Source organism: Pseudomonas sp. GD04091 (assembly GCF_029836165.1).
GTDB lineage: Bacteria > Pseudomonadota > Gammaproteobacteria > Pseudomonadales > Pseudomonadaceae > Aquipseudomonas.
Map to the genome: position 1 here is coordinate 50,248 of NZ_JAOEBG010000018.1, position 25,494 is coordinate 75,741.

27 protein-coding genes are annotated in these 25,494 nt (G+C 63.1%); 9 read left to right on the forward strand and 18 right to left on the reverse strand.

What is annotated here, in order from left to right:
- Positions 1-7: 7 nt before the first annotated feature.
- Both N7422_RS19555 and argF read right to left on the reverse strand, forming a co-directional pair.
- Complete coding sequence (locus N7422_RS19555; protein ID WP_279808078.1) at positions 8-1,117, reverse strand: ABC transporter ATP-binding protein; 1,110 nt, start codon at positions 1,115-1,117, stop codon at positions 8-10.
- Entirely contained in the window at positions 1,114-2,034 is a 921-nt protein-coding gene (gene argF, locus N7422_RS19560; protein ID WP_279808079.1) for an ornithine carbamoyltransferase, read from the reverse strand. The genes N7422_RS19555 and argF overlap by 4 nt, the downstream gene beginning before the upstream one ends.
- A gap of 363 nt (positions 2,035-2,397) precedes the next feature.
- Here argF and N7422_RS19565 point away from each other — a divergent pair, with 363 nt between their 5' ends.
- Both N7422_RS19565 and grxD read left to right on the forward strand, forming a co-directional pair.
- Positions 2,398-4,506 carry a molybdopterin oxidoreductase family protein gene (locus N7422_RS19565; protein WP_279808080.1) on the forward strand — a complete coding sequence of 703 codons (2,109 nt, stop codon included), beginning with the start codon at positions 2,398-2,400 and terminating at the stop codon, positions 4,504-4,506.
- 91 nt (positions 4,507-4,597) lie between these two features.
- Positions 4,598-4,933, forward strand: a complete 336-nt coding sequence (gene grxD / locus N7422_RS19570) for a Grx4 family monothiol glutaredoxin (RefSeq protein WP_010952251.1) — start codon at positions 4,598-4,600, stop codon at positions 4,931-4,933.
- A gap of 113 nt (positions 4,934-5,046) precedes the next feature.
- Here grxD and bfr read toward each other — a convergent pair whose 3' ends face one another.
- Together bfr and N7422_RS19580 are read right to left on the reverse strand one after the other, a co-directional pair.
- A complete protein-coding gene (bfr, locus tag N7422_RS19575) occupies positions 5,047-5,520 on the reverse strand; it encodes a bacterioferritin (protein WP_279808081.1) in 474 nt (157 codons plus the stop codon).
- A 202-nt stretch (positions 5,521-5,722) separates the two neighbouring features.
- Positions 5,723-5,944 carry a bacterioferritin-associated ferredoxin gene (locus N7422_RS19580; RefSeq protein WP_279808082.1) on the reverse strand — a complete coding sequence of 74 codons (222 nt, stop codon included), beginning with the start codon at positions 5,942-5,944 and terminating at the stop codon, positions 5,723-5,725.
- 214 nt (positions 5,945-6,158) lie between these two features.
- On the opposite strand from N7422_RS19580, the gene N7422_RS19585 reads away from it, so the two are divergent.
- Positions 6,159-6,761, forward strand: a complete 603-nt coding sequence (locus tag N7422_RS19585) for a peroxiredoxin (RefSeq protein ID WP_279808083.1) — start codon at positions 6,159-6,161, stop codon at positions 6,759-6,761.
- Positions 6,762-6,894: 133 nt separating this feature from the next.
- On the opposite strand, the gene rnt is transcribed toward N7422_RS19585, so the two are convergent.
- A complete protein-coding gene (gene rnt, locus N7422_RS19590; protein WP_279808084.1) occupies positions 6,895-7,569 on the reverse strand; it encodes a ribonuclease T in 675 nt (224 codons plus the stop codon).
- Positions 7,566-8,612 carry a dihydroorotase gene (pyrC, locus tag N7422_RS19595; protein ID WP_279808085.1) on the reverse strand — a complete coding sequence of 349 codons (1,047 nt, stop codon included), beginning with the start codon at positions 8,610-8,612 and terminating at the stop codon, positions 7,566-7,568. Before pyrC ends, rnt begins: the two co-directional genes overlap by 4 nt.
- A 130-nt stretch (positions 8,613-8,742) precedes the next feature.
- Between pyrC and N7422_RS19600 the strand changes: the two genes are divergently transcribed.
- Positions 8,743-9,708 carry an OmpA family protein gene (locus tag N7422_RS19600; protein ID WP_279808086.1) on the forward strand — a complete coding sequence of 322 codons (966 nt, stop codon included), beginning with the start codon at positions 8,743-8,745 and terminating at the stop codon, positions 9,706-9,708.
- A 128-nt stretch (positions 9,709-9,836) separates the two neighbouring features.
- Entirely contained in the window at positions 9,837-11,054 is a 1,218-nt protein-coding gene (locus tag N7422_RS19605; RefSeq protein WP_003254941.1) for an argininosuccinate synthase, read from the forward strand.
- A 53-nt stretch (positions 11,055-11,107) separates the two neighbouring features.
- On the opposite strand, the gene N7422_RS19610 is transcribed toward N7422_RS19605, so the two are convergent.
- A complete protein-coding gene (locus N7422_RS19610) occupies positions 11,108-11,632 on the reverse strand; it encodes a hypothetical protein (RefSeq protein WP_279808087.1) in 525 nt (174 codons plus the stop codon).
- A 375-nt stretch (positions 11,633-12,007) separates the two neighbouring features.
- Here N7422_RS19610 and N7422_RS19615 point away from each other — a divergent pair, with 375 nt between their 5' ends.
- On the forward strand, positions 12,008-12,634 hold the full coding sequence (locus N7422_RS19615; RefSeq protein ID WP_279808088.1) for a response regulator transcription factor: 627 nt from the start codon (positions 12,008-12,010) through the stop codon (positions 12,632-12,634).
- Between the two features lie 43 nt (positions 12,635-12,677).
- Here the strand turns inward: N7422_RS19615 and N7422_RS19620 are convergent, their stop codons facing one another.
- The 7 genes from N7422_RS19620 to metG form a co-directional block, all read right to left on the reverse strand.
- Positions 12,678-12,854: a hypothetical protein gene (locus N7422_RS19620; RefSeq protein ID WP_279808089.1), complete on the reverse strand. Its 177-nt coding sequence runs from the start codon at positions 12,852-12,854 to the stop codon at positions 12,678-12,680.
- Between the two features lie 104 nt (positions 12,855-12,958).
- Positions 12,959-13,597 (reverse strand): endonuclease III, encoded by a 639-nt coding sequence (gene nth / locus N7422_RS19625; RefSeq protein WP_279808090.1) that lies wholly within the window; start codon positions 13,595-13,597, stop codon positions 12,959-12,961.
- 4 nt (positions 13,598-13,601) lie between these two features.
- Positions 13,602-14,126 carry an Rnf-Nqr domain containing protein gene (locus tag N7422_RS19630; protein ID WP_279808091.1) on the reverse strand — a complete coding sequence of 175 codons (525 nt, stop codon included), beginning with the start codon at positions 14,124-14,126 and terminating at the stop codon, positions 13,602-13,604.
- Positions 14,123-14,734: an RnfABCDGE type electron transport complex subunit G gene (locus tag N7422_RS19635; RefSeq protein WP_279808092.1), complete on the reverse strand. Its 612-nt coding sequence runs from the start codon at positions 14,732-14,734 to the stop codon at positions 14,123-14,125. The genes N7422_RS19630 and N7422_RS19635 overlap by 4 nt, the downstream gene beginning before the upstream one ends.
- Entirely contained in the window at positions 14,731-15,702 is a 972-nt protein-coding gene (locus tag N7422_RS19640; protein WP_279808142.1) for an RnfABCDGE type electron transport complex subunit D, read from the reverse strand. The genes N7422_RS19635 and N7422_RS19640 overlap by 4 nt, the downstream gene beginning before the upstream one ends.
- 37 nt (positions 15,703-15,739) lie before the next feature.
- On the reverse strand, positions 15,740-16,279 hold the full coding sequence (locus tag N7422_RS19645; protein ID WP_279808093.1) for an Rnf-Nqr domain containing protein: 540 nt from the start codon (positions 16,277-16,279) through the stop codon (positions 15,740-15,742).
- Positions 16,280-16,369: 90 nt separating this feature from the next.
- Positions 16,370-18,409, reverse strand: a complete 2,040-nt coding sequence (metG, locus tag N7422_RS19650) for a methionine--tRNA ligase (protein ID WP_279808094.1) — start codon at positions 18,407-18,409, stop codon at positions 16,370-16,372.
- 158 nt (positions 18,410-18,567) lie between these two features.
- On the opposite strand from metG, the gene apbC reads away from it, so the two are divergent.
- Positions 18,568-19,662, forward strand: a complete 1,095-nt coding sequence (apbC, locus tag N7422_RS19655; protein ID WP_279808095.1) for an iron-sulfur cluster carrier protein ApbC — start codon at positions 18,568-18,570, stop codon at positions 19,660-19,662.
- Positions 19,663-19,840: 178 nt separating this feature from the next.
- Here the strand turns inward: apbC and N7422_RS19660 are convergent, their stop codons facing one another.
- A complete protein-coding gene (locus N7422_RS19660; protein WP_003254922.1) occupies positions 19,841-20,050 on the reverse strand; it encodes a cold-shock protein in 210 nt (69 codons plus the stop codon).
- A gap of 327 nt (positions 20,051-20,377) precedes the next feature.
- Between N7422_RS19660 and dcd the strand changes: the two genes are divergently transcribed.
- Positions 20,378-20,944 (forward strand): dCTP deaminase, encoded by a 567-nt coding sequence (gene dcd, locus N7422_RS19665; RefSeq protein ID WP_003258001.1) that lies wholly within the window; start codon positions 20,378-20,380, stop codon positions 20,942-20,944.
- Positions 20,945-21,041: 97 nt separating this feature from the next.
- Positions 21,042-21,284, forward strand: coding sequence for a hypothetical protein (locus N7422_RS19670; RefSeq protein ID WP_279808096.1), 243 nt, complete (start codon positions 21,042-21,044; stop codon positions 21,282-21,284).
- A gap of 10 nt (positions 21,285-21,294) precedes the next feature.
- Here the strand turns inward: N7422_RS19670 and N7422_RS19675 are convergent, their stop codons facing one another.
- The 3 genes from N7422_RS19675 to N7422_RS19685 all read right to left on the reverse strand — a co-directional run bounded on the left by N7422_RS19675 (position 21,295) and on the right by N7422_RS19685 (position 25,424).
- Entirely contained in the window at positions 21,295-22,410 is a 1,116-nt protein-coding gene (locus tag N7422_RS19675; protein WP_279808097.1) for a M14 family metallopeptidase, read from the reverse strand.
- Between the two features lie 125 nt (positions 22,411-22,535).
- Positions 22,536-22,877 (reverse strand): hypothetical protein, encoded by a 342-nt coding sequence (locus N7422_RS19680; RefSeq protein WP_279808098.1) that lies wholly within the window; start codon positions 22,875-22,877, stop codon positions 22,536-22,538.
- Between the two features lie 111 nt (positions 22,878-22,988).
- Positions 22,989-25,424 carry a penicillin acylase family protein gene (locus tag N7422_RS19685; RefSeq protein ID WP_279808099.1) on the reverse strand — a complete coding sequence of 812 codons (2,436 nt, stop codon included), beginning with the start codon at positions 25,422-25,424 and terminating at the stop codon, positions 22,989-22,991.
- Positions 25,425-25,494 lie beyond the last annotated feature (70 nt).

Sequence of the window (25,494 nt, forward strand, 5' to 3'; positions counted from 1 at the left end):
CTGTTCATCAGTGCGCGGCGCTTACTCGGCGCACGCCGTTCTCATGGTGGGCCTGTTGCGTGGCCACGCTGCCAGGCACGGGGAACAGCACCAGGTGGTCGGCGGCCACGGCAATGCCGACATCCTCGCCCACCTGATGGTCGTTGTGGCTGGGGAAGATCGCCTCTAGCTGGCTGCCGGTCGGCAATCGCAGGCGATACAGCGTGGAGGCGCCGAGGAAGCTCTTGCCGATGACCTGCGCGCGCAGCGCACTGTCGGGCGCATGGACGATATCGTCCGGGCGCAGCAGCACGTCGACCGAACTGCCCGGGGCCATGGTGTAGGCGCGGTTGCCACGCAGTTCGCCCAGTTCGGTGGCCACGGCTTCATGGCTGCTCATCTGGCCACGGATGAAGTAGCCCTGGCCGATGAAGCTCGCCACGAATGGCGTCTGTGGCTCGTGATAGAGGTTGTAGGGGGTGTCCCACTGTTCCAGCCGGCCTTCCTTGAACACGCCGACGTGATCGCTGACGGCGAAGGCCTCTTCCTGGTCGTGGGTGACGAGGATGGCGCTGGTGCCCCGACTCTTGAGAATGTCGCGGACTTCGTGGCTCAGGCGCCGCCGCAGTTCCACGTCGAGGTTGGAGAACGGCTCGTCGAGCAGCAGCAACTGCGGTTCGGGGGCCAGTGCCCGGGCCAGTGCCACGCGCTGCTGCTGACCGCCCGACAGTTCGTGCGGGTAGCGCCCGCCGAGGCCGTCGAGCTTGACCAGTTCGAGCATGTCCTTGACCACCTCGGCCTGCTGCGGGTGCTTGCCGATGCCGAAGGCGATGTTCTGGGCCACGGTGAGGTGGGGGAACAGTGCGTAGTCCTGGAACACCATGCCGATCCGGCGTTTCTCCGGGGCCAGGGTGAACCCGGCGCGAGAAATGACCTCGTCGGCCAGCTGGATTTCCCCCGCGTGCACCGGCTCGAAACCGGCAATGGCGCGCAGGGTGGTGGTCTTGCCGCAACCGGAGGAGCCCAGCAGGCAACCGATGTCGCCTGCGTTCAGGTGCAGGTTGAGGTTCTGGACGATGCGCTGGTCGCCATAGCCGCAGGCCAGGTCGCGCAGGTTGAGCAGTAGGGGTTGACTCATGCGTGGTGGTAAGCCGGTTCTACAAGGAATTCCAGAAGGGCCTTCTGTGCATGCAGGCGGTTTTCGGCTTCGTCCCAGGCGACCGAGCGTGGGTCGTCGAGCAGGTCCGGGCTGATTTCCTCGCCGCGGTGGGCGGGCAGGCAGTGCATGAACAGGGCGTCGGGTGCCGCCAGGTCGAGCAGTTCGCGGGTGACCTGGTAAGGCGCGAAATGCGCCAGGCGCCGTGCAGTTTCCTCCTCCTGGCCCATGGAAGTCCAGACATCCGTGGTCACCAGGTGGGCGCCGCGCACGGCTTCCTTCGGGTCACGGACGATCCGCACGCGCTCGCCGCCCAGTTCGAGAAAGCGCGCGTCGGGCTCGTAACCCTCGGGGCAGGTGATGCGCAGCTGGAAGTCGAACTGACGGGCGGCCTCGATGTAGGAGTTGCACATGTTGAAACCGTCACCGACCCAGGCCACGGTCTTGCCCTGGATCGAGCCGCGATGCTCGAAGAAGGTCTGCATGTCGGCCAAGAGCTGGCAGGGGTGCGATTCGTCGGACAGGCCGTTGATCACCGGCACCTTCGAATGGGCGGCGAATTCGGTCAGCGTGCTGTGCGCATGGGTACGGATCATCACCGCGTCGACCATGCTCGACAGCACGATGGCGCTGTCGGCGATCGGCTCGCCACGACCCAGCTGGGTATCACGTGGCGACAGGAAGATGGCCTGGCCGCCAAGCTGGATCATGCCGGCCTCGAACGACACGCGGGTGCGGGTCGAGGACTTCTCGAAAATCATGCCCAGCACGCGATTCTTCAGCGGTTCGAACAGCACGCCACGCTTGCGCAGGTCCTTCAGCTCGATGCCTCGGCGGATCACACCGAGCAGTTCGTCGGTGGTGAAATCCAGCAGGGAGAGAAAGTGCCTTGCGCTCATGATTGACTACCTTATCTGCAACGGTTTGCAGGTCGACCGTATGGGTTTTGTTGACAACGGGAGTGACCTGCGGCGTAAGCCGCACGGGGCGGACGGAATAGGGAAAGGCGCAATACTATAATTAAATGTCGCCTCAAACCAAGAGGGGAAACAGCGCCTCTGTGTCAAAGGGTGTCGTAAGCCCTTGGCGGGCAGCTGTTTTTTATTTGCTACAGCGGTTGTACACGGCTCGGCGCGCGTTTGGCAAACCTGTTGTCGCGAATCGCCCGCCTGATGTCGCCCGATTCACGCCGCGAACGTCGCTGGCCAGGCCTGGCTGGCAGGCCCATAGTCGAACGTCCAGAACAACAAGCAGAGGCGGCCATGACCAAGACCCTGCATCACCGTGCCTGTCACCTGTGCGAGGCCATTTGCGGCCTGAACATCGAAGTCACCCATGAGGCCGACGGCCGGTCGCGTATCAGCTCGATCAAGGGCGATCCGCAGGACTCGTTCAGCCGTGGTCACATCTGCCCCAAGGCGGTCGCCCTGCAGGATATCCAGGAGGACCCGGACCGCTTGCGCCAGCCGCACCGCCGCATTGGCGAGCAGTGGCATGCCATCGGCTGGGAGGAGGCCTTCGAGCTCGCCGCCGAACGCCTGTGGGCGCTACGGCAGGCCCATGGCGCTGATGCTGTCGCGGTGTACCAGGGCAATCCAAGTGTGCACAACTACGGGCTGATGACCCACAGCAACTACTTCCTCGGCCTGCTGAAGACACGCAATCGCTTTTCCGCCACCTCCGTGGACCAGTTGCCCCAGCACCTGACCAGCCACCTGATGTATGGACACGGACTGCTGCTGCCGATCCCCGACATCGACCACACCGGTTTCATGCTCATCCTCGGCGGCAATCCACTGGCCTCCAATGGCAGCATCATGACCGTGCCGGATGTGGAAAAGCGCCTCAAGGCGCTCAAGGCCCGAGGTGGGCGTCTTGTGGTGGTGGACCCGAGGCGCAGCGAAACGGCAGCCATCGCCGACCAGCATCTGTTCATTCGTCCTGGCGGCGATGCCGCGCTGCTGTGCGGCCTGCTGCATACCCTGTTCTGCGAAGGCCTGGCCCGGGGTTCGCATCTGCCGGTCGACGGGTTGGAGCAGGTGCGTGATGCGCTCCTGCCCTTCGACGCCGAGACGATGAGCCGGGTCTGTGGTATCGCCGCGCAGGACATTCGCCAGCTGGCCCGCGATTTCGCCGCGGCCGACAAGGCTGTGTGCTATGGCCGGATGGGGGTATCGACCCAGTCCTTCGGCTCGCTCTGTCATTGGCTGGTACAGCTGATCAATCTGGTGACCGGCAACCTCGACCGCGAAGGTGGGGCCTTGTGCACGGCGCCTGCGGTGGACCTCGTCGCCACGACCTCCGGCGGGCACTTCAACCGCTGGCAGAGCCGGGTCTCGGGGCTGCCGGAGTATGGCGGCGAACTGCCGGTCTCGGCCTTGGCCGAGGAGGTGCTGCAGCCCGGCGACGGGCAGGTGCGAGCCCTGGTGACCGTGGCCGGCAACCCGGTGCTGTCCACGCCCAACGGGCGGCGTCTGGATCAAGCGTTGGACGGGCTGGAGTTCATGCTCAGCATCGACCTCTACATCAACGAGACCACCCGCCATGCCGACCTGATCCTGCCTTCGACGTCAGCGCTGGAGAACGACCACTACGACTCCACCTTCAACTTGTTGGCGGTACGCAACGTTACCCGCTTCAACCGGGCGATCCTGCCCAAGCCAGAGGGCACGTTGCACGACTGGGAGATTTTCGTCGGGTTGGCTCAGGCCTACGCAAGAAGGGCGCAGGTCGAGCTCAAGGCGACCCTGCCGCCCATGCAGATGATCGACTTCGCCTTGCGCAAAGGCGCTTACGGCGACGCGTCGGCCTGGAGGCTGTCGGTCGAGAAACTCGATGAGTATCCCCACGGCCTGGACCTCGGGCCGCTACGCCAGAACCTCGCAGCGCGCCTGCGCACCGAGAGCCGGAAAGTCGAGGCCGCACCAGCGGCCATGCTCGAGGACCTGCAACGTCTTGCCCGGCAGGTGCCACCGGCACCCGACCAGTTGCTGCTGATCGGTCGTCGCCACGTGCGCAGCAACAACTCGTGGATGCACAACTATCATCGGCTGGTCAAAGGCAAGCCGCGCCACCAGTTGCTGATGCACCCTGACGACATGCGTCCGCGTCAGTTGCAGGATGGCCAGACCGTGCGCATCCGCTCGCGTACCGGGGTACTCGAAGTGCAGGTGCAGGCCAGCGAAGAGATGATGCCGGGGGTGGTGAGCCTGCCGCATGGCTACGGCCATGGGCGCCAAGGCGCCCAGTTGCGGGTCGCCGGCGCGCAGCCTGGGGTGAGTGCCAATGACCTGACCGATGAGTGCTTGCGCGACGAGGTTTCCGGCAATGCGGCGCTCAATGGCGTGCCGGTGCAGGTGGAGGCGGCCTGAAGATCGGCAAGGCCGAGCACGCTGCTCGGCTTTCCGATACAATGCGTCACCGTGCCGACGATCAGGTCGGAAAGTTCAGCCGAGGTGCTTCATGGATATCATCGAAACAATCAAAGAGCAGATCGCCAACAACACCATTCTGCTTTACATGAAAGGCTCGCCGAATGCCCCGCAGTGCGGCTTCTCGGCCCGTGCTTCGCAGGCTGTGATGGGCTGTGGCGAGAAGTTCGCCTACGTCGACATCCTGCAGAACCCGGAAATCCGCGCCAACCTGCCCAAGTACGCCAACTGGCCGACCTTCCCGCAACTGTGGGTCGCCGGTGAGCTGGTCGGCGGCAGCGACATCATGCTGGAGATGTTCGAGAAGGGTGAACTGCAGACCCTGATCAAGGACGCCGCCGCCAAGGCCAAGGCTTCCGAGGCCTGATGAGCCCCACGGCCCGCTTTCGCGGGCCGCAGCTGCAGCGGGTGTTCCCGCGCAGACACGAAAAAGCCCCGCACATGGCGCACATGGCGGGGCTTTTTCGTGTCTGGCGAGACTTATTCTTCGCCCATCTGCGACTGCAGGTAGTTCTCGATGCCGATCTTGTCGATCAGGCCCAGCTGGGTTTCCAGCCAGTCGATATGCTCTTCCTCGGACTCGAGGATGTCCTCGAGCAGTTCGCGGGAACCGAAGTCACCGCAGGTTTCGCAGTGGGCAATGGCCGCTTTCAGGTCAGCGTGACCTTTCTTCTCGAGCTTCAGGTCGCATTCGAGCATTTCCTTGGTGTGCTCGCCGATCAGCAGCTTGCCCAGGTCCTGGACGTTGGGGATGCCTTCGAGGAAGAGAATACGCTTGATCAGTTTGTCAGCGTGCTTCATCTCGTCGATGGATTCCTTGTACTCGTGCTTGCCGAGCTTGTTCAGGCCCCAATCTTCGTACATGCGCGCGTGCAGGAAGTACTGGTTGATCGCGACCAGCTCGTTTCCGAGGATCTTGTTGAGATGCTGGATGACGCTTACGTCGCCTTTCATGATGGGGTCCTGCCCTGTGGAAGTTGAGCCAATGAAATCAAGTCTGAGCCCGACAACTTCCCATGTCAAACCTAAGTTATTGAATAATAAGTGAAATTTAATCGGAATAAGAATGTTTGTGAACCGCGTTCTGGCGCTAACTTATTGAATTGCGGGCATAAAAAAACCGGACACAGGGTCCGGTTCTTCGAAATCGGGAAAATTATGCCGCGTTGAATTCAACGGGGTAGGGCAGTGCGGCCTGTTGGCTGACCTGCAACTCGGTGAGCGTTTCACGCACCACCTGCTTGGCGAGGCAGGCACACTTGCCGCATTGGCTGGCGACATTGGTGGCGGCTCGAACTTCCTTGTAACTGCAGCATCCTTCGTAGATCGCATCGCGAATCTGTCCGTCGGTGACACCGACACAAAGACACACATACATAAAGGCTGACCATCACGGGTTGAGTCGATGGGTTGGAGAGTAATGGTAATGAGAATGCTTGTCAAAACACTTTGTGTAAGCCTCGCCCTTGAGCGACCGGCGGTTGGAATTCGGCCTGTCACGCAAAGCTGTGTATGATGGTCGGCCTTTGCTGATTCCGGGGGAAAGCATTCCTCCCGGGCAAGGTTCTTCACCCCTCATCAGGAGAAATCGAATGAGCGTACTCGTTGGCAAAAAAGCCCCTGACTTCACCGTGCCAGCCGTGCTGGGCAACGGCGAGATCGTCGACAGCTTCAACCTGGCCTCGGCCATCAAAGGCAAGTACGGCCTGGTGTTCTTCTACCCGCTGGACTTCACCTTCGTCTGCCCGTCCGAGCTGATCGCCCTGGACAACCGCATCCCGGACTTCCAGGCTCGCAACGTGGAAGTGATCGGCGTTTCGATCGACTCGCACTTCACCCACAACGCCTGGCGTAACACCCCGGTCAACAGTGGCGGCATCGGTCAGGTCAAGTACACCCTGGCCGCCGACATGACCCACGAAATCTGCAAGGCCTACGACGTCGAGTCCGAAGGCGGCGTGGCCTTCCGTGGCGCCTTCCTGATCGACACCAACGGTGTTGTCCGCTCGCAGATCGTCAACGACCTGCCGCTGGGCCGCAACATGGACGAGCTGCTGCGTCTGGTCGATGCCCTGCAATTCCACGAAGAGCACGGCGAAGTCTGCCCGGCCAACTGGAAAAAAGGCGACAAGGGCATGAATGCCTCGCCGGAAGGCGTTGCCGCCTACCTGAGCGAGAACGCCGGCAAGCTGTAATTGCCGAGCGCACAAAAAAACCGGCCTCATGGCCGGTTTTTTTGTGCCTCAAGTTTCAAGCTGCAAGCGACAAGACAAAGCACTGTTGAAGCCAGATGCTCATTCCTGTCGCTTCAAGCTCGCAGCTTGCGGCTCAATCGTTGAAGTCGCGCCAGCCGCCCATCTCTTTCCAGCGATTGACGATGCCGCAGAACAGTTCAGCGGTCTTCTCGGTGTCGTAGCGCGCCGAATGCGCCTCACGTCCATCGAAATCGATGTCCGCGCTCTGGCAGGCTCGCGCCAGCACGGTCTGGCCGTAGGCGAGGCCGGCGAGGGTGGCCGTGTCGAAGCTGGAGAACGGGTGGAACGGGTTGCGCTTGATATCGTTGCGCGCCACCGCGGCATTGAGGAAGCCCAGGTCGAAGCTGCTGTTGTGTCCGACCAGGATCGCCCGCTTGCAACCATTGGCCTTCAGCGCCTTGCGCACGCCGCGGAAGATATCGGTCAGCGCGCTTTCCTCGCCTACCGCCATGCGCAGCGGGTGGTCCAGCTTGATGCCGGTGAACTCCAGCGCGGCCGGCTCGATATTCGCGCCTTCGAACGGTTCGACTCGATAGAAATAGGTGTGCTCGGGGAACAGAAAACCTTTTTCATCCATGCCGATGGTCACGGCGGCGATTTCCAGCAGGGCGTCGGTGGCGCTGTTGAAACCGCCGGTCTCGACGTCCACCACCACCGGCAGGTAACCGCGGAAGCGCTCGGCCATCGGGTGGCGCGAGCCGCTGCTGACCGGGCTGTCCTGATCGTCTTCGTACAGATCTTCGCTCACGCGTTGTCCTCCAGCAGGCGCCAGCGCAGCTTCTCACCGGCACGCAGCGGGATCACGGTGGTGTCGCCAAACGGCAGGCTGTCTGGCGCGGTCCATTCGTCGCGTACCAAGGTGATGGTGTCGGTGTTGCGCGGCAGACCGTAGAAGTCCGGACCGTGCTTGCTGGCGAAGCCTTCGAGCTTGTCCAGTGCGTTGCGCTGCTCGAACGCCTCGGCATACAACTCGATGGCGGCATACGCGGTGTAGCAGCCGGCGCAGCCGCAGGCGGCTTCCTTGGCGTGCTTGGCGTGGGGCGCCGAGTCGGTGCCGAGGAAGAACTTCGGATTGCCGCTGGTTGCTGCATCCAGCAGCGCCACCTGATGGGTGTTGCGCTTGAGGATCGGCAGGCAATAGAAGTGCGGGCGGATACCGCCGACCAGCATGTGGTTGCGGTTGTACAGCAGGTGCTGGGCGGTGATGGTCGCACCGACGTTGGCCGGCGCTTCGCTGACGAACTGCGCGGCGTCGCTGGTGGTGATGTGCTCGAAGACCACTTTCAGGGTCGGGAAGCGTTCGACCAGGCGGCGCATGTGCTCGTCGATGAAACGCTTCTCGCGGTCGAACACGTCGATCTCGCTGCGCGTGACTTCGCCGTGCACCAGCAGCGGCATGCCGGTCTCGGCCAGGGCCTCGATCGCCGGGAAAATGTTGTCGATGCTGGTCACGCCCGAATCGGAGTTGGTGGTGGCGCCGGCCGGGTAGAGCTTGGCGGCGTACACGATGCCGCTGGCCTTCGCCGCGCGGATGTCTTGCGGGGTGGTGCGGTCGGTGAGGTAGAGCACCATCAACGGCTCGAAACGGCTGCCGGCCGGGCGTGCGGCAAGGATGCGCTCGCGGTAGGCACCAGCCTCGACGGCGTTGCGCACCGGCGGAACCAGATTGGGCATGATGATGGCGCGGGCGAAGGTGCGTGCCACGTCACCGACGGTATGGGGCAGGACAGCACCATCGCGCAGATGGATGTGCCAGTCGTCGGGGCGCAGGAGGGTCAGGCGATCGGACATTGGGGATTCCAGGCGGGTCGAACTCAGAAGCCAATGCTACCGGAAAACCCCTGTTCGAGCACGGCTATCAAGTTTTCCCGCCGGCGTCCGATAGCGTTCAGGTAAGCCGTCAGAATCAGTGGAGCCGCCCGTGCGCCAGCGTTACCTAGCCCTGTTCACCCTTGTCGCCAGCCTGCCGGCTGGGGCGCTGACCTTCCAGACTCGCGTGGAGAACGTCGCCTGGAAAGTCGAGGGGGACCAGTTCGAATGTCGCCTGATCCAGCCGATCGACGGTTTTGGCAGTGGCGAGTTCGTGCGTCGCGCGGGGGAGCAGCCGACCTTCCAGCTGCGATCGGACAGCAACGTCCTGGGCGCCGGTTCCGCCAGCTTGATTGCCGCTGCGGCCCCCTGGCAGCCGGGGCGTGGGGACATCAACCTCGGCGCGGTACAGATGGCCCGTACGGGTGTGCTGTTCACCTCCAGCCAAGGCCAGGCCAGCCGCCTGATCAATGGGCTGCTCGATGGTCGCAGCACGGTGGTGCGCAATCATCGCGGCGAAGGTGGTCGCCCCATGGAAGTGCATGTGATGCCGGTCAGCTTCGCCAAGGCCTACGGCGACTATCAGGTGTGTGCCGCCAAGCTGTTGCCGATGAACTATGACCAGATTCGTCAGACCCAGGTCGGCTTCCCTGGCGGCGGGATCGAACTGGATGGCTCGGCGCGTGCTCGTCTGGATCTGATCCTCGACTATCTCAAGGCCGACCCTACGGTCAATCACATCGAGCTCAACGGCCATTCGGACAACAGTGGCAACCGCCTGACCAATCGCGACACTTCGCGTCGGCGGGCGTTGGCCGTGGCCGAGTACCTCAAGGCTCACGGCGTGCCAGACGAGCAAATCACCGTGCGCTTCCATGGCGAGCGCTATCCACTGGCCAAGAACAACACGGCCGCCAATCGCGCGCGCAACCGTCGCGTGAACATTCAACTCGATCGCGTGACACCGGTCGAGAAGCCTGTGGAGAAGCCCGCAACGCCTGCTCCCACGGCGCCTGCGCCGGTACCTGCGGCTCCTGCCGCAGGCAATGTTCAGTCGGCGCCTGGCCTGAAGTCCTGAGTGCGACCGCTGGTCGCGCTCTCGACAGTTCCTGTCGCTTTGTCGTCACAAGCTGTCGCCCCATTGTAAATTTTTCGGCAAGGCCGGTAGAATCATCGGCTTTCCGTACAACCCCGTGGAGTGATGGCATGGCGGACGTAAAAAAGGTCGTATTGGCGTATTCCGGCGGCCTTGATACTTCGGTGATTCTCAAGTGGCTGCAGGACACCTACAACTGTGAAGTGGTGACCTTCACCGCTGACCTCGGTCAGGGCGAGGAGGTCGAGCCGGCCCGTGCCAAGGCCCAGGCAATGGGCGTGAAAGAAATCTACATCGACGACCTGCGCGAAGAGTTCGTGCGTGACTTCGTGTTCCCGATGTTCCGCGCCAACACCGTCTACGAAGGCGAGTACCTGCTGGGTACCTCTATCGCCCGCCCGCTGATCGCCAAGCGCCTGATCGAGATCGCCAACGAAACCGGCGCCGATGCCATTTCCCACGGTGCGACCGGCAAGGGCAACGACCAGGTGCGTTTCGAGCTCGGCGCCTACGCGCTCAAGCCGGGTGTCAAGGTCATCGCCCCATGGCGCGAGTGGGACCTGCTGTCCCGCGAGAAGCTGATGGACTACGCCGAGAAGCACGGTATTCCGATCGAGCGCCACGGCAAGAAGAAGTCGCCCTACTCGATGGACGCCAACCTGCTGCACATCTCCTACGAAGGCGGTGTCCTGGAAGATACCTGGACCGAGCACGAGGAAGACATGTGGCGCTGGAGCGTTTCCCCGGAGAACGCCCCGGACCAGGCCACCTACATCGAGCTGACCTACCGCAACGGCGACATCGTTGCCATTGACGGTGTCGAGAAAAGCCCTGCCACCGTGCTGGCCGACCTCAACCGCATCGGTGGCGCCAACGGCATCGGGCGCCTGGACATCGTCGAAAACCGTTATGTCGGCATGAAGTCGCGTGGCTGCTACGAGACCCCGGGCGGCACCATCATGCTCAAGGCTCACCGCGCCATCGAGTCGATCACCCTGGACCGCGAAGTCGCTCACCTGAAGGATGAGCTGATGCCGAAGTACGCCAGCCTGATCTACACCGGCTACTGGTGGAGCCCGGAGCGCCTGATGCTGCAGCAGATGATCGATGCTTCGCAGGTCAATGTGAACGGTGTTGTTCGCCTGAAACTGTACAAGGGCAATGTGACCGTCGTGGGGCGCAAGTCGGACGACTCCCTGTTCGATGCCAACATCGCGACCTTCGAGGAAGATGGTGGCGCCTACAATCAGGCCGACGCCGCGGGCTTCATCAAGCTCAACGCGCTGCGCATGCGCATTGCAGCGAACAAGGGGCGCTCGCTGCTCTGAGTTTGCAGGCAAAGGAAAACCCGGCCATCGCCGGGTTTTTTTGTGCCTGTGATTCAAGGTATCCGCGTGCTGGCGAAGGGTACTTCGACATCGTCACCCATGGGCGCTGCCGAAAGGTGGATACACGTGCGGGTCTCGAGGTTGTACAGGGTCCAGCGCTGGGCGGTGGTATGGCGTTTCTCGATCATGCGCAATATGTGATTCTCGATCATCTTGCGGCTGTCCGGGCCCGAGATGGCGATGAATATGTTGCCGTCCTGTTCGGCTGGTTGTTCGGCTGCCGCAGCGGGAGCCTCATGCGCTTCTTGCGCCGTCGAGTTCGGCGTCGCATGAGGCGCAGCGGTTGGTGCGGGGCTAGAGCAGGGTTCGTGCTTGTCGGGGGCGAACAGTGAACCGGTGTTGAAATTCAACGTCAGGAAGAACAGCACGGTCAGGAAAAACGGGAATACCACGAGGAACCATGTATAGATGGTCTGGCTGTCATCGCTCAGGAACGGCAGCGAAGCCAGTGCCGAGGCTTCGATAACGCCGGCGAACACGGCGATGAGGGTCAGTGGACTGATGGATTCTTGGCTCATGATGAGTGCCTGGGCATGCTTTGCTCATCAGTAACCGATTTTTCCGCAGGGAATAATGGTGGATCTTTTCCTCGACTGGACGTAAATCCACTTCAGTTTTGATACTGCCTAATATCTCGTACACAGAGTAGAAATTTCCTGCGTGAAGAGTAAGGCCCTAGCACTTGGATCCCATGAGTCGGCCTGTTAACTTTCTGGCCGTTGTAAAGCGCATGGGTCGGTTGGTTTTATTGCTATTGACGCATGTAGGAAAAGTCCTTAAAGCTCGTAGTCCTCTTCTTTCGGTGATTCTGCCAGGGAAACCGCTGCATTAATAATCGTTATGCTCGGTTACGGTGGGCTATTGAATTAAAATTACGTATCAATGGATATCGCATGAATAAAGTGCTGATCGTGGATGATCACCCGGTCATTCGCCTGGCCGTACGCATGCTGATGGAACGGCATGGCTACGAGGTGGTGGCGGAGAGCGATAACGGTGTGGATGCCTTGCAACTTACGCGGGAGCATCTGCCGGACATCGTCATTCTGGATATCGGGATTCCCAAGCTCGACGGGCTGGAGGTCATTGCCCGGATGACGCTGATAAGCCCTGCAAGCAAGGTGCTGGTACTGACGTCGCAGGCACCTGGGCATTTTTCCATGCGTTGCATGCAGGCCGGTGCCGCGGGTTATGTATGCAAGCAGCAGGAATTGACCGAGCTGTTGAGTGCCATCAAGGCGGTGCTGTCCGGCTACAGCTATTTCCCCAATCAGGCGCTGCACAAAGGGCGCTCCGGTGTAGGGGGCGGCACGGAAATCGAGATGGTCGAACGGCTTTCTGGACGAGAAATGATGGTTTTGCAGCAACTCGCACGTGGCAAGAGCAACAAGGAAATAGCTGATAGCATGTTCCTCAGCAACAAGACCGTAAGTACCTACAAGACCCGCCTGTTGCTCAAGCTCAATGCACGTTCTCTGGTAGATCTCATCGAGCTGGCTCAACGGCACGGGTTGGCCTGACGGTATAGAAAGCCTCCAGTCGGGAGGCTTTTTTTTGTCCGAGTTACAGGTCGTAGTCGAAATCGGCCAGCTGTTTCCTCAGACGTCGTTCTTCGAGCATGTTGTCGATGGTGCGGCGTTTGCTGAGGTTGGTCTTGGCCGGTTCAGCCGGCGGATCCTCTTCTTCGTTCGTATTCGAGAAATCTTCGTCGATAGCCAAGTCTTCTTTATCGGTGCTCATGCGTCACTCCAAGCCAAAGGGCCCTTGGCCGTCCTTATAGCGGGATTCCCTGAGCGGGTAAAAAAGATTTTTTCAATCGTGATGTGCGGATTTCAGCTATCGCCTCAATCGTCCGAGGTCTTGTGCTTGTACTCGCACAAGTCTTCGATGCGGCAACTGCCGCAGCGCGGCTTACGGGCCTGGCATACGTAGCGCCCGTGCAGGATCAGCCAGTGGTGGGCGTCGAGCAGATAGTCCCGGGGCACGAACTTCAACAACTTCTTCTCTACTTCCAGCACGGTCTTGCCGGGGGCTATCCCCGTACGATTGCTTACCCTGAAGATATGCGTGTCGACGGCCATGGCCAGTTGCCGGAAGGCGGTGTTGAGTACGACGTTGGCGGTCTTGCGACCTACACCGGGTAACGCTTCGAGCGCTTCACGGGTTTGTGGTACTTCACTGCCATGTTGCTCGACCAGAAGCCGGCAGGTTTCGATGACGTTCTTGGCCTTGCTGTTGTATAGGCCGATGGTCTTGATGTATTCGCTCAGGCCGTCCACGCCCAGGGCGTGAATGGCTTCTGGCGTATTGGCCACCGGGAACAGTCGGGCAGTGGCCTTGTTGACCCCGACGTCGGTTGCCTGGGCCGAGAGAATCACGGCGATCAGCAGTTCGAAAGGGCTGCTATAGGCCAGCTCGGTCTTCGGTTCGGGATTGTCTTCATGCAGCCTGTGAAAGATCTCCAGGCGTTTGGCAGCATTCATGGGGTCAAAGGCTTCCTTGACGGCGTGGGGGAATGGGCTGTGGACGCAGGTGATTGTACAAGCCCAGCAGCAGGCCGAGCAGTATCAGCGCGCCAGGGGCGAGCCGGGCGATATGCAGGCCCAGGTGTTCGGCCAGCAGTTGACGGCACAGACCCAGGGCCAGGCTGACCGCCAGTAGGCCTGCGAGCCCCATGAGCAGTGTGCGCCAGCGGCCCTCGTTCGGCAGCAACTGGTCGCTGGCCAGGCAGGTCAGGGCCAGTAACGTCGGGAAGTGACCGAGCGCCTGTGCCAGTGGCAAGGCCCAGGCCTGCAGGCCGAGTTGCAGGCAGACCGTGAGCGCGCAGGCCAGCACAAGGCTCGTGCCCCGACGCGCAGTGGCTTCGAGATGGCGACGTAGCGGTGCCATCAGCAGTTGATGAACGCCCGTCAGCACCATTGCGCAGAGGGCGATCGAGAGAGCCTGGAGGAGCGTGGCGGTGGCGCCGAGCACGGGCGTCAGGGCGGCGCTGAGCAGCCAGAATCTGGTCAAGGGTTCACCTCCCCCAACAGTGAGGCGCGATGCTCGTCGAAGTAGCGTAGGGCATCCTGAATGGCATCGATCACCGCCCGAGAGGTAACGGTCGCGCCGGCCAGTTGGTCGAATGCGCCATGATCCCGCTTGATCGCCCAGCGAGGCTCGGGTGTATCGCTCAGTGTCTTGCCCGTGAACTGATCGAGCCAGTGCAGTGCTGGGTCGACCAGCCGGCTACCCAGGCCGGGGCTTTCCTGTTGCTCGAGCACCCGAACGCCCAGCAGGCGGCCTTGAATGTCGACGGCGATGATGAGCCTGATGGGGGCGGCATAGCCCTGGACGCTACTGTGCAGCAGCACAGCGACGGGCGCGTTGGCCAAGCTGGCACGATAGCCGGCGAGCAGGCGGCTGTGGCGCAGGGTGGTGTCGATCAGGGGGAGGGGGGCATCCAGTGGCTGGTTGTCATAGCTGCCTTGAGGGAGCACCGCAAGCCATTGCTGCTGTTGCAGCTGCCGTGTGCGCTCGGCGATCGGCTGGGCGGTCCAGCGTTGCCAGGCCAGGGTCGTGGCAAGCGCCAGGCCGATTACCAGCAACAGCAGCAAGGTGCTGCGCCACCGAGCATTCATGGCGTGGCCTGCTGTCGACGTTCGACCCAGCGATCCAGGGCCGGCACAGCGAGGTTCATCGACAAGACGGCGAACGCCGTGCCATCGGCATAACTGCCCCAGGTGCGGATGACATAGATCAGCACGCCGGTGCCGATCCCGAACAGCAGTCGCGCCAGTGGGCGGCGACAGCCGGAGACAGGCTCGGTGGCGATGAAAAAGGCCGCCAGCATGGTCGAGCCCGAGAACAGGTGCAGCAGCGGTGAGCCATTGGAGTCGGAGCCGGAACCGTTCCAGCCCAGCAGGCTGAGCAGGAACAGCGCGCCCAGCAGGCCGACGGGCGCATGCCAGCTGAAGACCTTGCGTTGCAACAGGAACAGTCCGCCGGACAGGAAGGCAAGGTTCACCCATTCGCTTTCACGCCCGCCCACATGGCCGAAGGCCGGATGGGCGGCGAACAACTCGTCGGTGGTCAGGCTGCGGTTATGGCGCAGGGTGTCGAGCACTGTCGGCCTGGCCCAGGCGTCGATCTGATTGCTGTCGACGAAGCTCAGTCGCAGGCTGTCCAGCAGGCCGTGCGTGCCATCTGGCCAGTGATTCATCTGCTCGGGAAAGCTCAGTAGAACGAAGGCATAGCCGACCATGGCCGGGTTGAACGGGTTGCGCCCCACGCCCCCAAAGGCTTGCTTGCCCAGACCGATGGCGGCGATCGATGCCATTACCGGCAGCCACCAGGGCGCCTGGCCGGGAAGCGCCGCGCCGAGCAGCACAGCGGTTACCAGCGCGCTGCCGTCGCCAAGGGCCGCGACCACGGGCTGCCGGCGCCAGGCCAGCAGCACGGTTTCAGTGGCCAGGGCCGCACCGGCGCACAGCAGCAGATTGACCAGTATTCCCCACCCCTGCAGCCAGACCAACGCCAGCAAGCCCGGAAGGCACGCCAGCAAGACCAGATTCATGGCGCTACGCAGGCGTGGGTCGGCCGCGAGCATGGGGGTGTGACTCTTCAAGATGCGTCCGAGGCAGTTTTCATTGTATGAACAGTCCGTTGAATCCGGAGAGCGCCATGGCCATCAGGCCGGCGCCGATCAGTTCGATAGGCCGCCCGCGCAGTGCCGAAGGGATATCGGGGTGGTGGCTGCGTGCGCGCAGATCGGCGAACAGTGCCAAGGCGAGCCAGAAGCCCAGCCCGCCAAGCACGCCGTAGATCAGGGCCTGCCGCAGATCGCCACCGTCGGTCGCAAGCTGCAACAGCAAGCCTAGCACCACGGCATTGACTGCCAGGATGCGGGGCAAGTCATCGACGGGCCACTTCGGCAGTGCCTTGCGCAGCAACTGCGGCACCGCCCAGGCCAGCGCGGCGAGCAGGGGTAGCAGCAGGAACAGCCGCAGGTCCTGAAGTTGTGGCGTGACGAGCAGGGCGTGCTGGAGCAGCACCCCGGCCGGCAAGGCGATGAGAATCAGCAGGGCACTGCACAGACCGAGGGCCTGCAGGCGCTCACGCTCAGGTTGCAGGACCAGGTGATTGACCAGCGCCGCGCCGACCAGGACCAGGACATAGTCGCTCATGAGTTAGCCGAGAACGGGAGGGAGCCTTGATTATCGGGCAGCGGGCGCTGGATGCAAATGCCCCGGCCAGTTGGCCGGGGCAGGAGGGCGTTACTTGATGCGCTGGCCGGGCTTGGCACCGCTGTCCGGGCTGAGCAGGTAGATTTCCTCGCCGCCAGGGCCGGCAGCCATGACCATGCCCTCGGAGACGCCGAACCGCATCTTCCGCGGCTTGAGGTTGGCCACCATCATGGTCAGGCGGCCCTCGAGCTTGGATGGGTCAGGGTAGGCCGACTTGATGCCCGAGAACACGTTGCGGCGTTCGTCGCCGATGTCGAGGGTCAGGCGCAGCAGCTTGTCGGCGCCTTCGACCGCCTCGGCCTTGACGATCAGCGCCACGCGCAGGTCGACGGCGGCGAAGGTGTCGAACTCGATCTCGGCCGACAGCGGGTCCTTGGTCAGTTCGCCGTTGCCGGCCGGGGCCTTGGCCTCGGCGGCGAGCAGGTCTTCCTTGCTCGCGGCGACCATGGCTTCGACCTTGCTCGGCTCGATGCGGCTCATCAGCGCCTTGAACGGATTGAGCTTGTGGTTTTCCAGGCGCGACAGGTGGTCGTTCCAGGTCAGCGGGGCGACGTTGAGGAACGTCTCGGCGTCGGCCGCCAGCACCGGCAGCACCGGCTTGAGGAAGATCACCAGTTGGCGGAACAGGTTGATGCCCTGGGCGCAGATGGCCTGTACCTCGTCCTGCTTGCCTTCCTGCTTGGCCAGCGACCACGGGGCCTTGTCGGCGATCCAGGCGTTGGCGCGATCGGCCAGGGCCATGATCTCGCGCATGGCGCGGCCAAAGTCGCGACCTTCGTAGGCCTCGGCTATCGAGGGCGCGGCGGCGAGGAAGGCCTCGGTCAGCTCTGGTGCGGCGTCACCTGGGACCATGACGCCGTCATTGCCCTTGTGAATGAAGCCGGCGCAGCGGCTGGCGATGTTGACCACCTTGCCGACCAGGTCGGAGTTGACCTTCTGCACGAAGTCTTCGAGGTTCAGGTCGAGGTCGTCGACGCCGCGGCCCAGCTTGGCGGCGTAGTAGTAGCGCAGGTACTCCGGCTGCAGGTGATCCAGGTAGGTGCGCGCCTTGATGAAGGTGCCACGCGACTTGGACATCTTCGCGCCATTGACGGTCAGGTAGCCGTGCACGTTGACCGCGGTTGGCTTGCGGAACCCCGAGCCCTCGAGCATGGCTGGCCAGAACAGGGCGTGGAAGTTGACGATGTCCTTGCCGATGAAGTGATACAGCTCGGCCTTGGAGCCTTGGTTCCAGAACGCGTCGAAGTCAAGCTCCGGGCGGCGTGCGCAGAGGTTCTTGAAGCTGGCCATGTAGCCGATCGGCGCGTCCAGCCAGACGTAGAAGTACTTGCCGGGCTCGCCTGGGATCTCGAAACCGAAGTACGGTGCGTCGCGGGAGATGTCCCACTCCTGGAGGCCGGAATCCAGCCATTCGGCGAGCTTGTTGGCAACGGCGTCCTGCAGGGTACCGCTGCGAGTCCACTGCTGCAGCATCGCCTGGAAGTCGGGCAGCTTGAAGAAGAAGTGCTGGGAGTCACGCAACACCGGCGTGGCGCCGGAGATCGCCGACTTGGGGTTCTTCAGTTCGGTCGGTGCATAGGTGGCGCCGCATTTCTCGCAGTTGTCGCCGTACTGGTCCTCGGCCGCGCACTTGGGGCAGGTGCCCTTGATGAAGCGGTCGGCGAGGAACATGCCCTTCTCTGGGTCGTAGTACTGGGTCACGGAACGGGTGGCGATATGCCCGGCATCACGCAGGCGGGTGTAGATCAGACCCGACAGCTCGCGGTTCTCCTCGCTGTGCGTGGAGTGGAAGTTGTCGAAGTCGACCAGGAAGTCCGCGAAGTCGCTACTGTGCTCGGCCTGGACGTTGGCAATCAGCTGTTCCGGGGTGATGCCTTCCTTTTCCGCACGCAGCATGATGGCCGAGCCGTGGGCGTCGTCGGCGCAGACGTAGATGCACTGGTTGCCACGCATCTTCTGGAAGCGCACCCACATGTCCGTCTGGATGTATTCCAGCATATGGCCAAGGTGGATCGATCCATTGGCATAGGGCAGGGCGCTGGTGACGAGAATCTGACGTGGCTCGGACATGGTGGCTCGGCTACTTATCTGGCGACGGGTAAAAATGAGGGTGATCGGCCACTATAAAGGGCTGCGAAATATATTTCACCCCAACGACGCATCGGCTGACGATTGACGGGTTAGCATAGGCGCCTGTTCCGTTATTCAGTCTGCCAATGGGAGCCTCCATGAGTGCCGTTACCCGCGCCGCCGTCGAAGGCGTGCTTCGCCAGTACACCGACCCCTACCTGAACCAGGATCCGATCAGCGCTGGCTGCGTGCGTGCCATCGATATCCAGGGCGGACAGGTCAGCGTGCAGTTGCAACTGGGCTACGCCGCAGGCCTGTTCAAGGGCGGCTGGGCACAGGTGCTGCAGACGGCCCTCGAGAACCTCGAAGGGGTCGATGCGGCCAGTGTGAGCATCGACTGCGTGATCGCCACCCACAAGGCCCAGGCCCAGGTGCCGGCCATGGCCAACGTGAAGAACATCATCGCCGTGGCCTCGGGCAAGGGCGGGGTGGGCAAATCGACCACCGCCGCCAACCTGGCGCTGGCCCTGGCCCGGGAAGGCGCCCGGGTCGGTATTCTCGACGCCGACATCTACGGCCCCAGCCAGGGGGTGATGTTCGGTATCCCCGAGGGTACCCGTCCGCAGGTGCGCGAGCAGAAATGGTTCGTGCCGATCAAGGCCCATGGCGTCGAGGTCATGTCCATGGCCTTCCTCACCGATGACAACACGCCGATGGTCTGGCGCGGTCCGATGGTCTCGGGCGCATTGCTGCAACTGGTGACCCAGACCGCCTGGGACGATCTCGATTACCTGGTGATCGACATGCCTCCGGGCACCGGCGACATCCAGCTGACCCTGGCGCAGAAGGTGCCGGTGGCAGGTTCGGTGATCGTTACCACGCCTCAGGATCTGGCGCTGCTGGACGCGAAGAAGGGCGTGGAGATGTTCCGCAAGGTCAACATCCCGGTGCTGGGCGTGGTGGAGAACATGGCGGTGCACATCTGCTCCAACTGTGGCCACGCCGAGCACCTGTTTGGCGAAGGCGGCGGTGAGAAGCTGGCCGCCCAGTACGACGTCGAACTGCTGGCGTCGCTGCCGCTGTCGATGCTGATCCGCGAGCAGGCCGACAGCGGCAAGCCCACGGCCATCGCCGAGCCGCAGAGCCAGATCGCCATGGTCTACCAGGAGCTGGCACGGCAGGTTGGGGCGCGGATCGTGCTGCAGGAGGCCGCGGCGCCGGCGATGCCGAGCATCACCATCAGCGAGGATTGAGTACTGCGGCGGCCCCTTCGCGGGCAAGCCACTCCCACAGGAAATGCACCGCCTTTGAAACCTGTGCTGTACCTGTGGGAGCGGGCTTGCCCGCGAAGAAGGCGCTGCGATCTTTCGCCCGGACACAAAAAAACCCGCCAATGGCGGGTTTTTTCTGAAGCGAGGAAGCGAGATCGACTTAGGCGATCTGAACTTCTTCAGCCTGCATGCCTTTCTGGCCGCGGGTAGCGACGAAAGTAACAGCCTGGCCTTCTTTCAGGGTCTTGAAGCCGTCAGCTTGGATGGCTTTGAAGTGCACGAACAGGTCGTCGCCCGACTGAGGGGTGATGAAGCCGTAGCCCTTCTCATCGTTGAACCACTTGACAACACCGGATTGACGGTTGGACATGTTTCTGTCTCCTTGGACAAAGTTGATTGCGGTCAGGAAAAACCCTGGCCGGGACTGAGCGCAAAGAGAGCAGAAAATTCAGCGATGGGCCGATGAGTATCGTGCATCAAACTAGAGATTCTCGGTGTCACGTGCAGCACAGTGGCGCCACCTTAACCCACTTTCCACGGCCTGCCAATGGCCAAGAAGCGCTTTGATGAATTTCGGATCGGCGGCCAGCGCAGGCCCCGTCTGGCGCGGGATAGGCAACGAAACTTTAACCCGGGCCTCGGGACCGGTAAGATGCGCATCTCGTTTTTCACCTTGCACTCTTCAGGACACCCCGCCATGAGCATCAAATCGGACAAGTGGATTCGCCGCATGGCGCAGGAACACGGCATGATCGAACCGTTCGTCGAGCGCCAGGTGCGTGGCGAACAGGACAGCCGGGTCATCTCCTTCGGCGTCTCCAGCTACGGCTACGACGTGCGCTGCGCCGATGAATTCAAGGTGTTCACCAACATCAACTCGGCCACCGTCGATCCAAAGAACTTCGACGCCGGCAGTTTCGTCGACATCAAGAGCGACGTCTGCATCATCCCGCCGAACTCCTTCGCCCTGGCCCGTACCGTCGAATACTTCCGCATTCCACGCGACGTGTTGACCATTTGCCTGGGCAAGAGCACCTATGCCCGTTGCGGCATCATCGTCAACGTCACCCCGCTCGAGCCCGAGTGGGAAGGCCACGTCACCCTGGAGTTCTCCAACACCACCACCTTGCCAGCGAAGATCTACGCCAACGAAGGCGTCGCGCAGATGCTGTTCCTGCAGTCCGACGAAGAGTGCGAAGTTTCTTACAAGGACCGCGGCGGCAAGTACCAAGGCCAGCGCGGCGTCACGCTGCCACGCACCTGAGCCGACAAAACGCGGGAATTGTTTCCGCGCTCGGCACTCCAACGAGATAACAGTCCCGGCGTGCATGACGCACGTCGGCTCTCGTCAGGAGCAGCCCATGAAACTCGACCCCGCAATCAGCGCCAAGCTGGCCGTCCTGCAGCCGAATCAGATTGGCTTGCCGGTCTGGTCGCTGTTGGCGCACCCGCCGATACATACGCCGCTGCCGATGCGCGCTGGCGGTGTGCCTCATCAACCTGGCCCCGATACCCCTCAGCCGGCGGAACCGGGCGAACATCCGCCGATGGAACCGGGCGAGCCGACCCTGCCCGACGAGCCACCTCCGGCGCCCGTGGCTTGAGCGTTGTTCCTCAGTTGCCCAGCAGGTAGCCGCTACGGCATATCTGCTCGCCGGCAACGTGGGCAACCACCATTCCCGCCGTGGCCATGCGCCGCACGCTGCGGGCGTAGAGCAGCCCGGCCTGGGTGTTGCGCAGCGCGGTGACGCGGTCATTGAGCGGGTCGATCACCTCGGCGATCAGTTCCCCGGCCTCCAGGTGTTGCCCAGGCTTGGCATGGAACACCAGCAGCCCGCCAAGTGGCGTCGTGACGGGTTCCACCGCCGCGAGTGGGGTCGCGCGATAGCGTAGTGGAGGCAATGCGGCCGGCTGGCCTTCGATGACCCCTGCATGGGTGAGGTAGTCGAGGATCGCCTGGCAGTCCTGGGTTGCCAGGGCATGGCTGACATCGGCCTGGCCACGCAGTTCTATGGTCACCGAGAAGCTGCCCAGAGGGATCGGGAACTGCTTGCCGAAGCGCTGTTGCAGCTGCCACCAGACCAGGCTGAAACTTTCGTCGAACGATTGCCCGCCCGAATCGGTGGCCAGCAGGCTGGCCTGGACCCCCAGGTAGCGTGCCAGTGGCTCGACCCGAGGCCAGGCTTCCGGTGTGGTGTAGAGGTGCTCGACCGCTTCGAAGTCGCAATGCAGGTCGAGCACCATGTCCGCGTCGCAGGCCAGGCGCTGCAGGGTCAGGCGCTGGGACTGCAAGGCTGTCTGCGCGGGGTGGGCCTCCAGCCCGCGGCGCAGGTGCTCGCGGATCAGCGCCACATTGTGCGCAGGGTCCTGGGTCAGGTGCCCTTCGATCTGGTCGCCGATGCTGTCCGACAGGTCGACGAACTTGCGGTTGAAGTTTTCCCCGCTTTGCAACTCGAAGCGCCCCAGGGGGGCATCCAGCAACACCTGCTCCAGGCCGACCGGGTTGGCCACTGGAACCAGGACGATTTCCCGGCGTAGACGGCCCTGCTGCTCCATTTCCACGAGACGTCGCTTGAGGTGCCAGGCCACCAACATGCCCGGTAGCTCGTCGGCATGCAGCGAGGCCTGGATGTACACCTTGCCGTGGCCGCGGGGGCCGAAGTGGAAGCTGTGCAGCTGGCGGGCGATGCCCGGGACAGGGGAGAGCAGGTCATGGGTCGAGTGGTGCATGGTGATCCTGATGAAGGCAGTCTGCGACAAGGGCCGGGATCAGGAATAGAAGCACAACTTCGTGGCGCATGCATCTGCGCTCTGCGTTGCAGCCCCGGGGAACTGGCCAGGTAGAGGGCGTCTGCTCAGGAGAGATTCACTTTCCATACGCCATCGTTGACCTGCTCGATATCGATCTTTGCCAGCCGTTCGACATTGAGACGCTTGCCCTCGTGCATCAGGTAGGGCGAGGTGTGGAAGTAGCCCCAGGTAGTGCTGGCATCGTCAGGCGTCAGTTCTTGTGGGTCGTAGGAGATTTCCAGCACCGTTGGCGAGCTGTCGGCCGGTGCCGAACAATCGCCAGCGCTGATCATGCGATAGAAGGCCGTATCGCTACCGACCCAGAGTTGGGCATTGACGGTGGCGCCGGCGGGGACGGCCAGGGAAGCGGGCCAGGAAATTTCCATTTTCAGGGTCGTGCTGCTCATGTTACGCATCCTTGTGGTTGAGAGAACGCGGCCCGGGTCGGGTATGACCCAGGCGGCGAAACAGGATGCTAGGGCAGTCCGTTACCTGGCGGTCAGCTGGAAGCCTTCACCTCAGCGACCTGGCGTGAGGGTCAGGCGCTGGCTGCCGTAAGCGCGGGCGAAATTTTGTGGCTGCACGGGCAGGCTCATGAAGCGCCCCTTGAACCAGGCCTCCAGCGCGTCGCTGTAGTGACGGCTGGCCGGGTTGCCGGACTGGCCACTGCTGGTCAGGACCTGCAGTGGTTCGGCCTGGCCAAAATCGACGATCATTCGCGCCGATGCCGGCAGGTAGGTATCGAAACCGTCACCCCAGGCATAGGGCGTCAGTGCCAGCGTGCTGAAGTCGCCACCGGCGGGCAGCGGGGAGCGGGCGTGGCTGTCGCCCAGACCGTGATAGACCGGTGCCGGCCAACGGTACTGGTGCAGCTTGCCCCACTGCCAGGCGCGGCGGTCGGCGCCAAGCTGCGTGGTGCCGGCGTCGATCGCGGCCGCCAGGCTGCGGGCGAGGATGGCGGGCTTGTCTTCCTTCTGCGGGGTGCCGCGATCATCCCAGAACGGGCTGTCCTCACGCCCGAGCAGGTGGTCGGCCTGGGCGGAGTAGGACAGGCGGGCATTGCCGACGAAGGCTTGCCAGGCCGGGCTGGACTCTGGCCCCAGCTCGTCGAGGAAGGTCAGTCGGGTGACTTGCTGCAGGAACAGTTCGTACAGGGCCGCATCGGCCGATACCGGGCTCAGCCGGCCGTCGAAGGCCTTGAGTCGGGCCAGTGCGTCGCGGGCCTTGTCGCGCTGGGCTGCGGGCAAGGTGTCGATGGCCTGCTTGAGCGGCTGGGCCATGCCGGGGGCGTCGAACATCTGCTTGAGCTTGCCGGCCAGCAGCGTGACCTGATCGTTCTGCAACGCCATCAGGCTGCGGCTGTCATGGCGACCGTTGCCGGCCAACTGGGCCAGGCGTTCGGCACGCTCGGGGTAGTACCAGGTGCTCGACAGCTGCATGCCATAGCCCTTGGGCAGGCTGCGCTGGTTGGCGTGAGCGATGCAGCCTGCCGGTGGGTCCTGATCGTAGGGGTGAAGCATGGCGTCGGCATAGCCGTCCCAGTCGTAGCGCCCATCCCAGCCAGGGGACGGCAACAGACCTTGGCCTTCACGGCGGTTGGGATAGCGTCCGCTGACCTGCCAGCCGATATGTTCCGGCTCGGCGAACACGAAGTTGAGCGCCGCGGCACCCACTTCACGGGTGTTGTCGAAGGCCCGTTCGACGTTGCTGGCACGGGTCAGGTCGAACAGCGCGTCGAGGCTGCGATCACCCTTGAACTGCGGCAGGTGCAGCGCCAGCGCCAGGCTGCCATGACCGGGCAGCAGGGTGCCGTGACGGGTGTCGAACATCACTTCACGCTGGGGGCGCTGGCCACGGACGAAGAAGGTCTCGTTGCGTGCGCGAGCCTGCTGCCATTTGCCATCGGCGAGGTAGGTCAGCTGGCTGCCCTGGCGACGGACTTGTTCGAGAAACAGGTCCTGGTTATCGGCCATCACCGCGCTGGCGCTCCAGGCCAGCTTGCCGTTGTAGCCGGCCAGCACGATCGGCAGGCCCGGCAGCGAAAGCCCGGCTACCTGGTACTTGCCGGTATGGATCTGCACCGGGCTCAGCGCCCAGGTGGCGCGACTGTCGCTGGCCAGCAGGCTCTTGCCACCGCGGCTGCGCTGGGGCCCCAGGGCCAGGTTGGCGGAGCCCGGGCTGCCAAGCAGGCCAAGGTCGGCGAGCTGCTGGCCGGCGGCGGTCAGCGCGGCCAGCCCTGGCAGCTGGCTGGCCAGGTTCAACCCCTTGAGCTTGTCCGCTTCATGCTCGGCCAGCGGCTCGTCGGGCGCACCAGGCAGCAGCCAGGCCAGCTTGTCGGTGCCGACTTTCTGCGCCAGGGCCAGCGCTGACAGTTCCTCCTGCAGGTTCACCGACTGGCTGAAGGCATAAAGGCTGAAGATCAGCGCCGAGTCCTCGGGCTTCCAGTACTCCGGGCGGTAGCCGCTGCGGGCGAGTTCCGCCGGCAGTTTGTCGCGGTAGCGGAACAGGTAGGCGTTGACCCCGCGGGCATAGACCTCGAAGAAGCGCTTCAGGCGCGGCGAGGCATCGGCGTAGAGCTGGCCGGCGCTCTGCTTGAGATTGGCCGCGCGCATCAGGCGGTCGATTTCCAGGGCATCGGCCCCGGCCAGTTCGGCCAGGCGCCCCTGGGCGAGCAGGCGCATGGCCACCATCTGCTCGATGCGGTCGCCGGCATGCACGTAGCCCAGGCTGAACAAGGCGTCATGGAAGTTGCCGCTTTCGATCAGCGGCGCGCCCATGGCGTTGCGCCGCACCGAGACGTTCTGCGCCAGCCCCTTGAGCGGCTGCACACCGGTGGTCGGAGGGACGCTGTCCTGGTAGCCACCCATCTGGCAGCCGGTGAGCGCAAGCATGCCAAGCAAGGCGGCGGCGCTGCCGAAGCGGGGAGGGAAGGGCGGAAGGACGGGGGCGGCCATGACTAGGCTCCTGCAGGGCGTGGCGGGGTTCTGAAAGGCGCTAAGGTAGTGAGCGCGCAGTCGCCGTGCA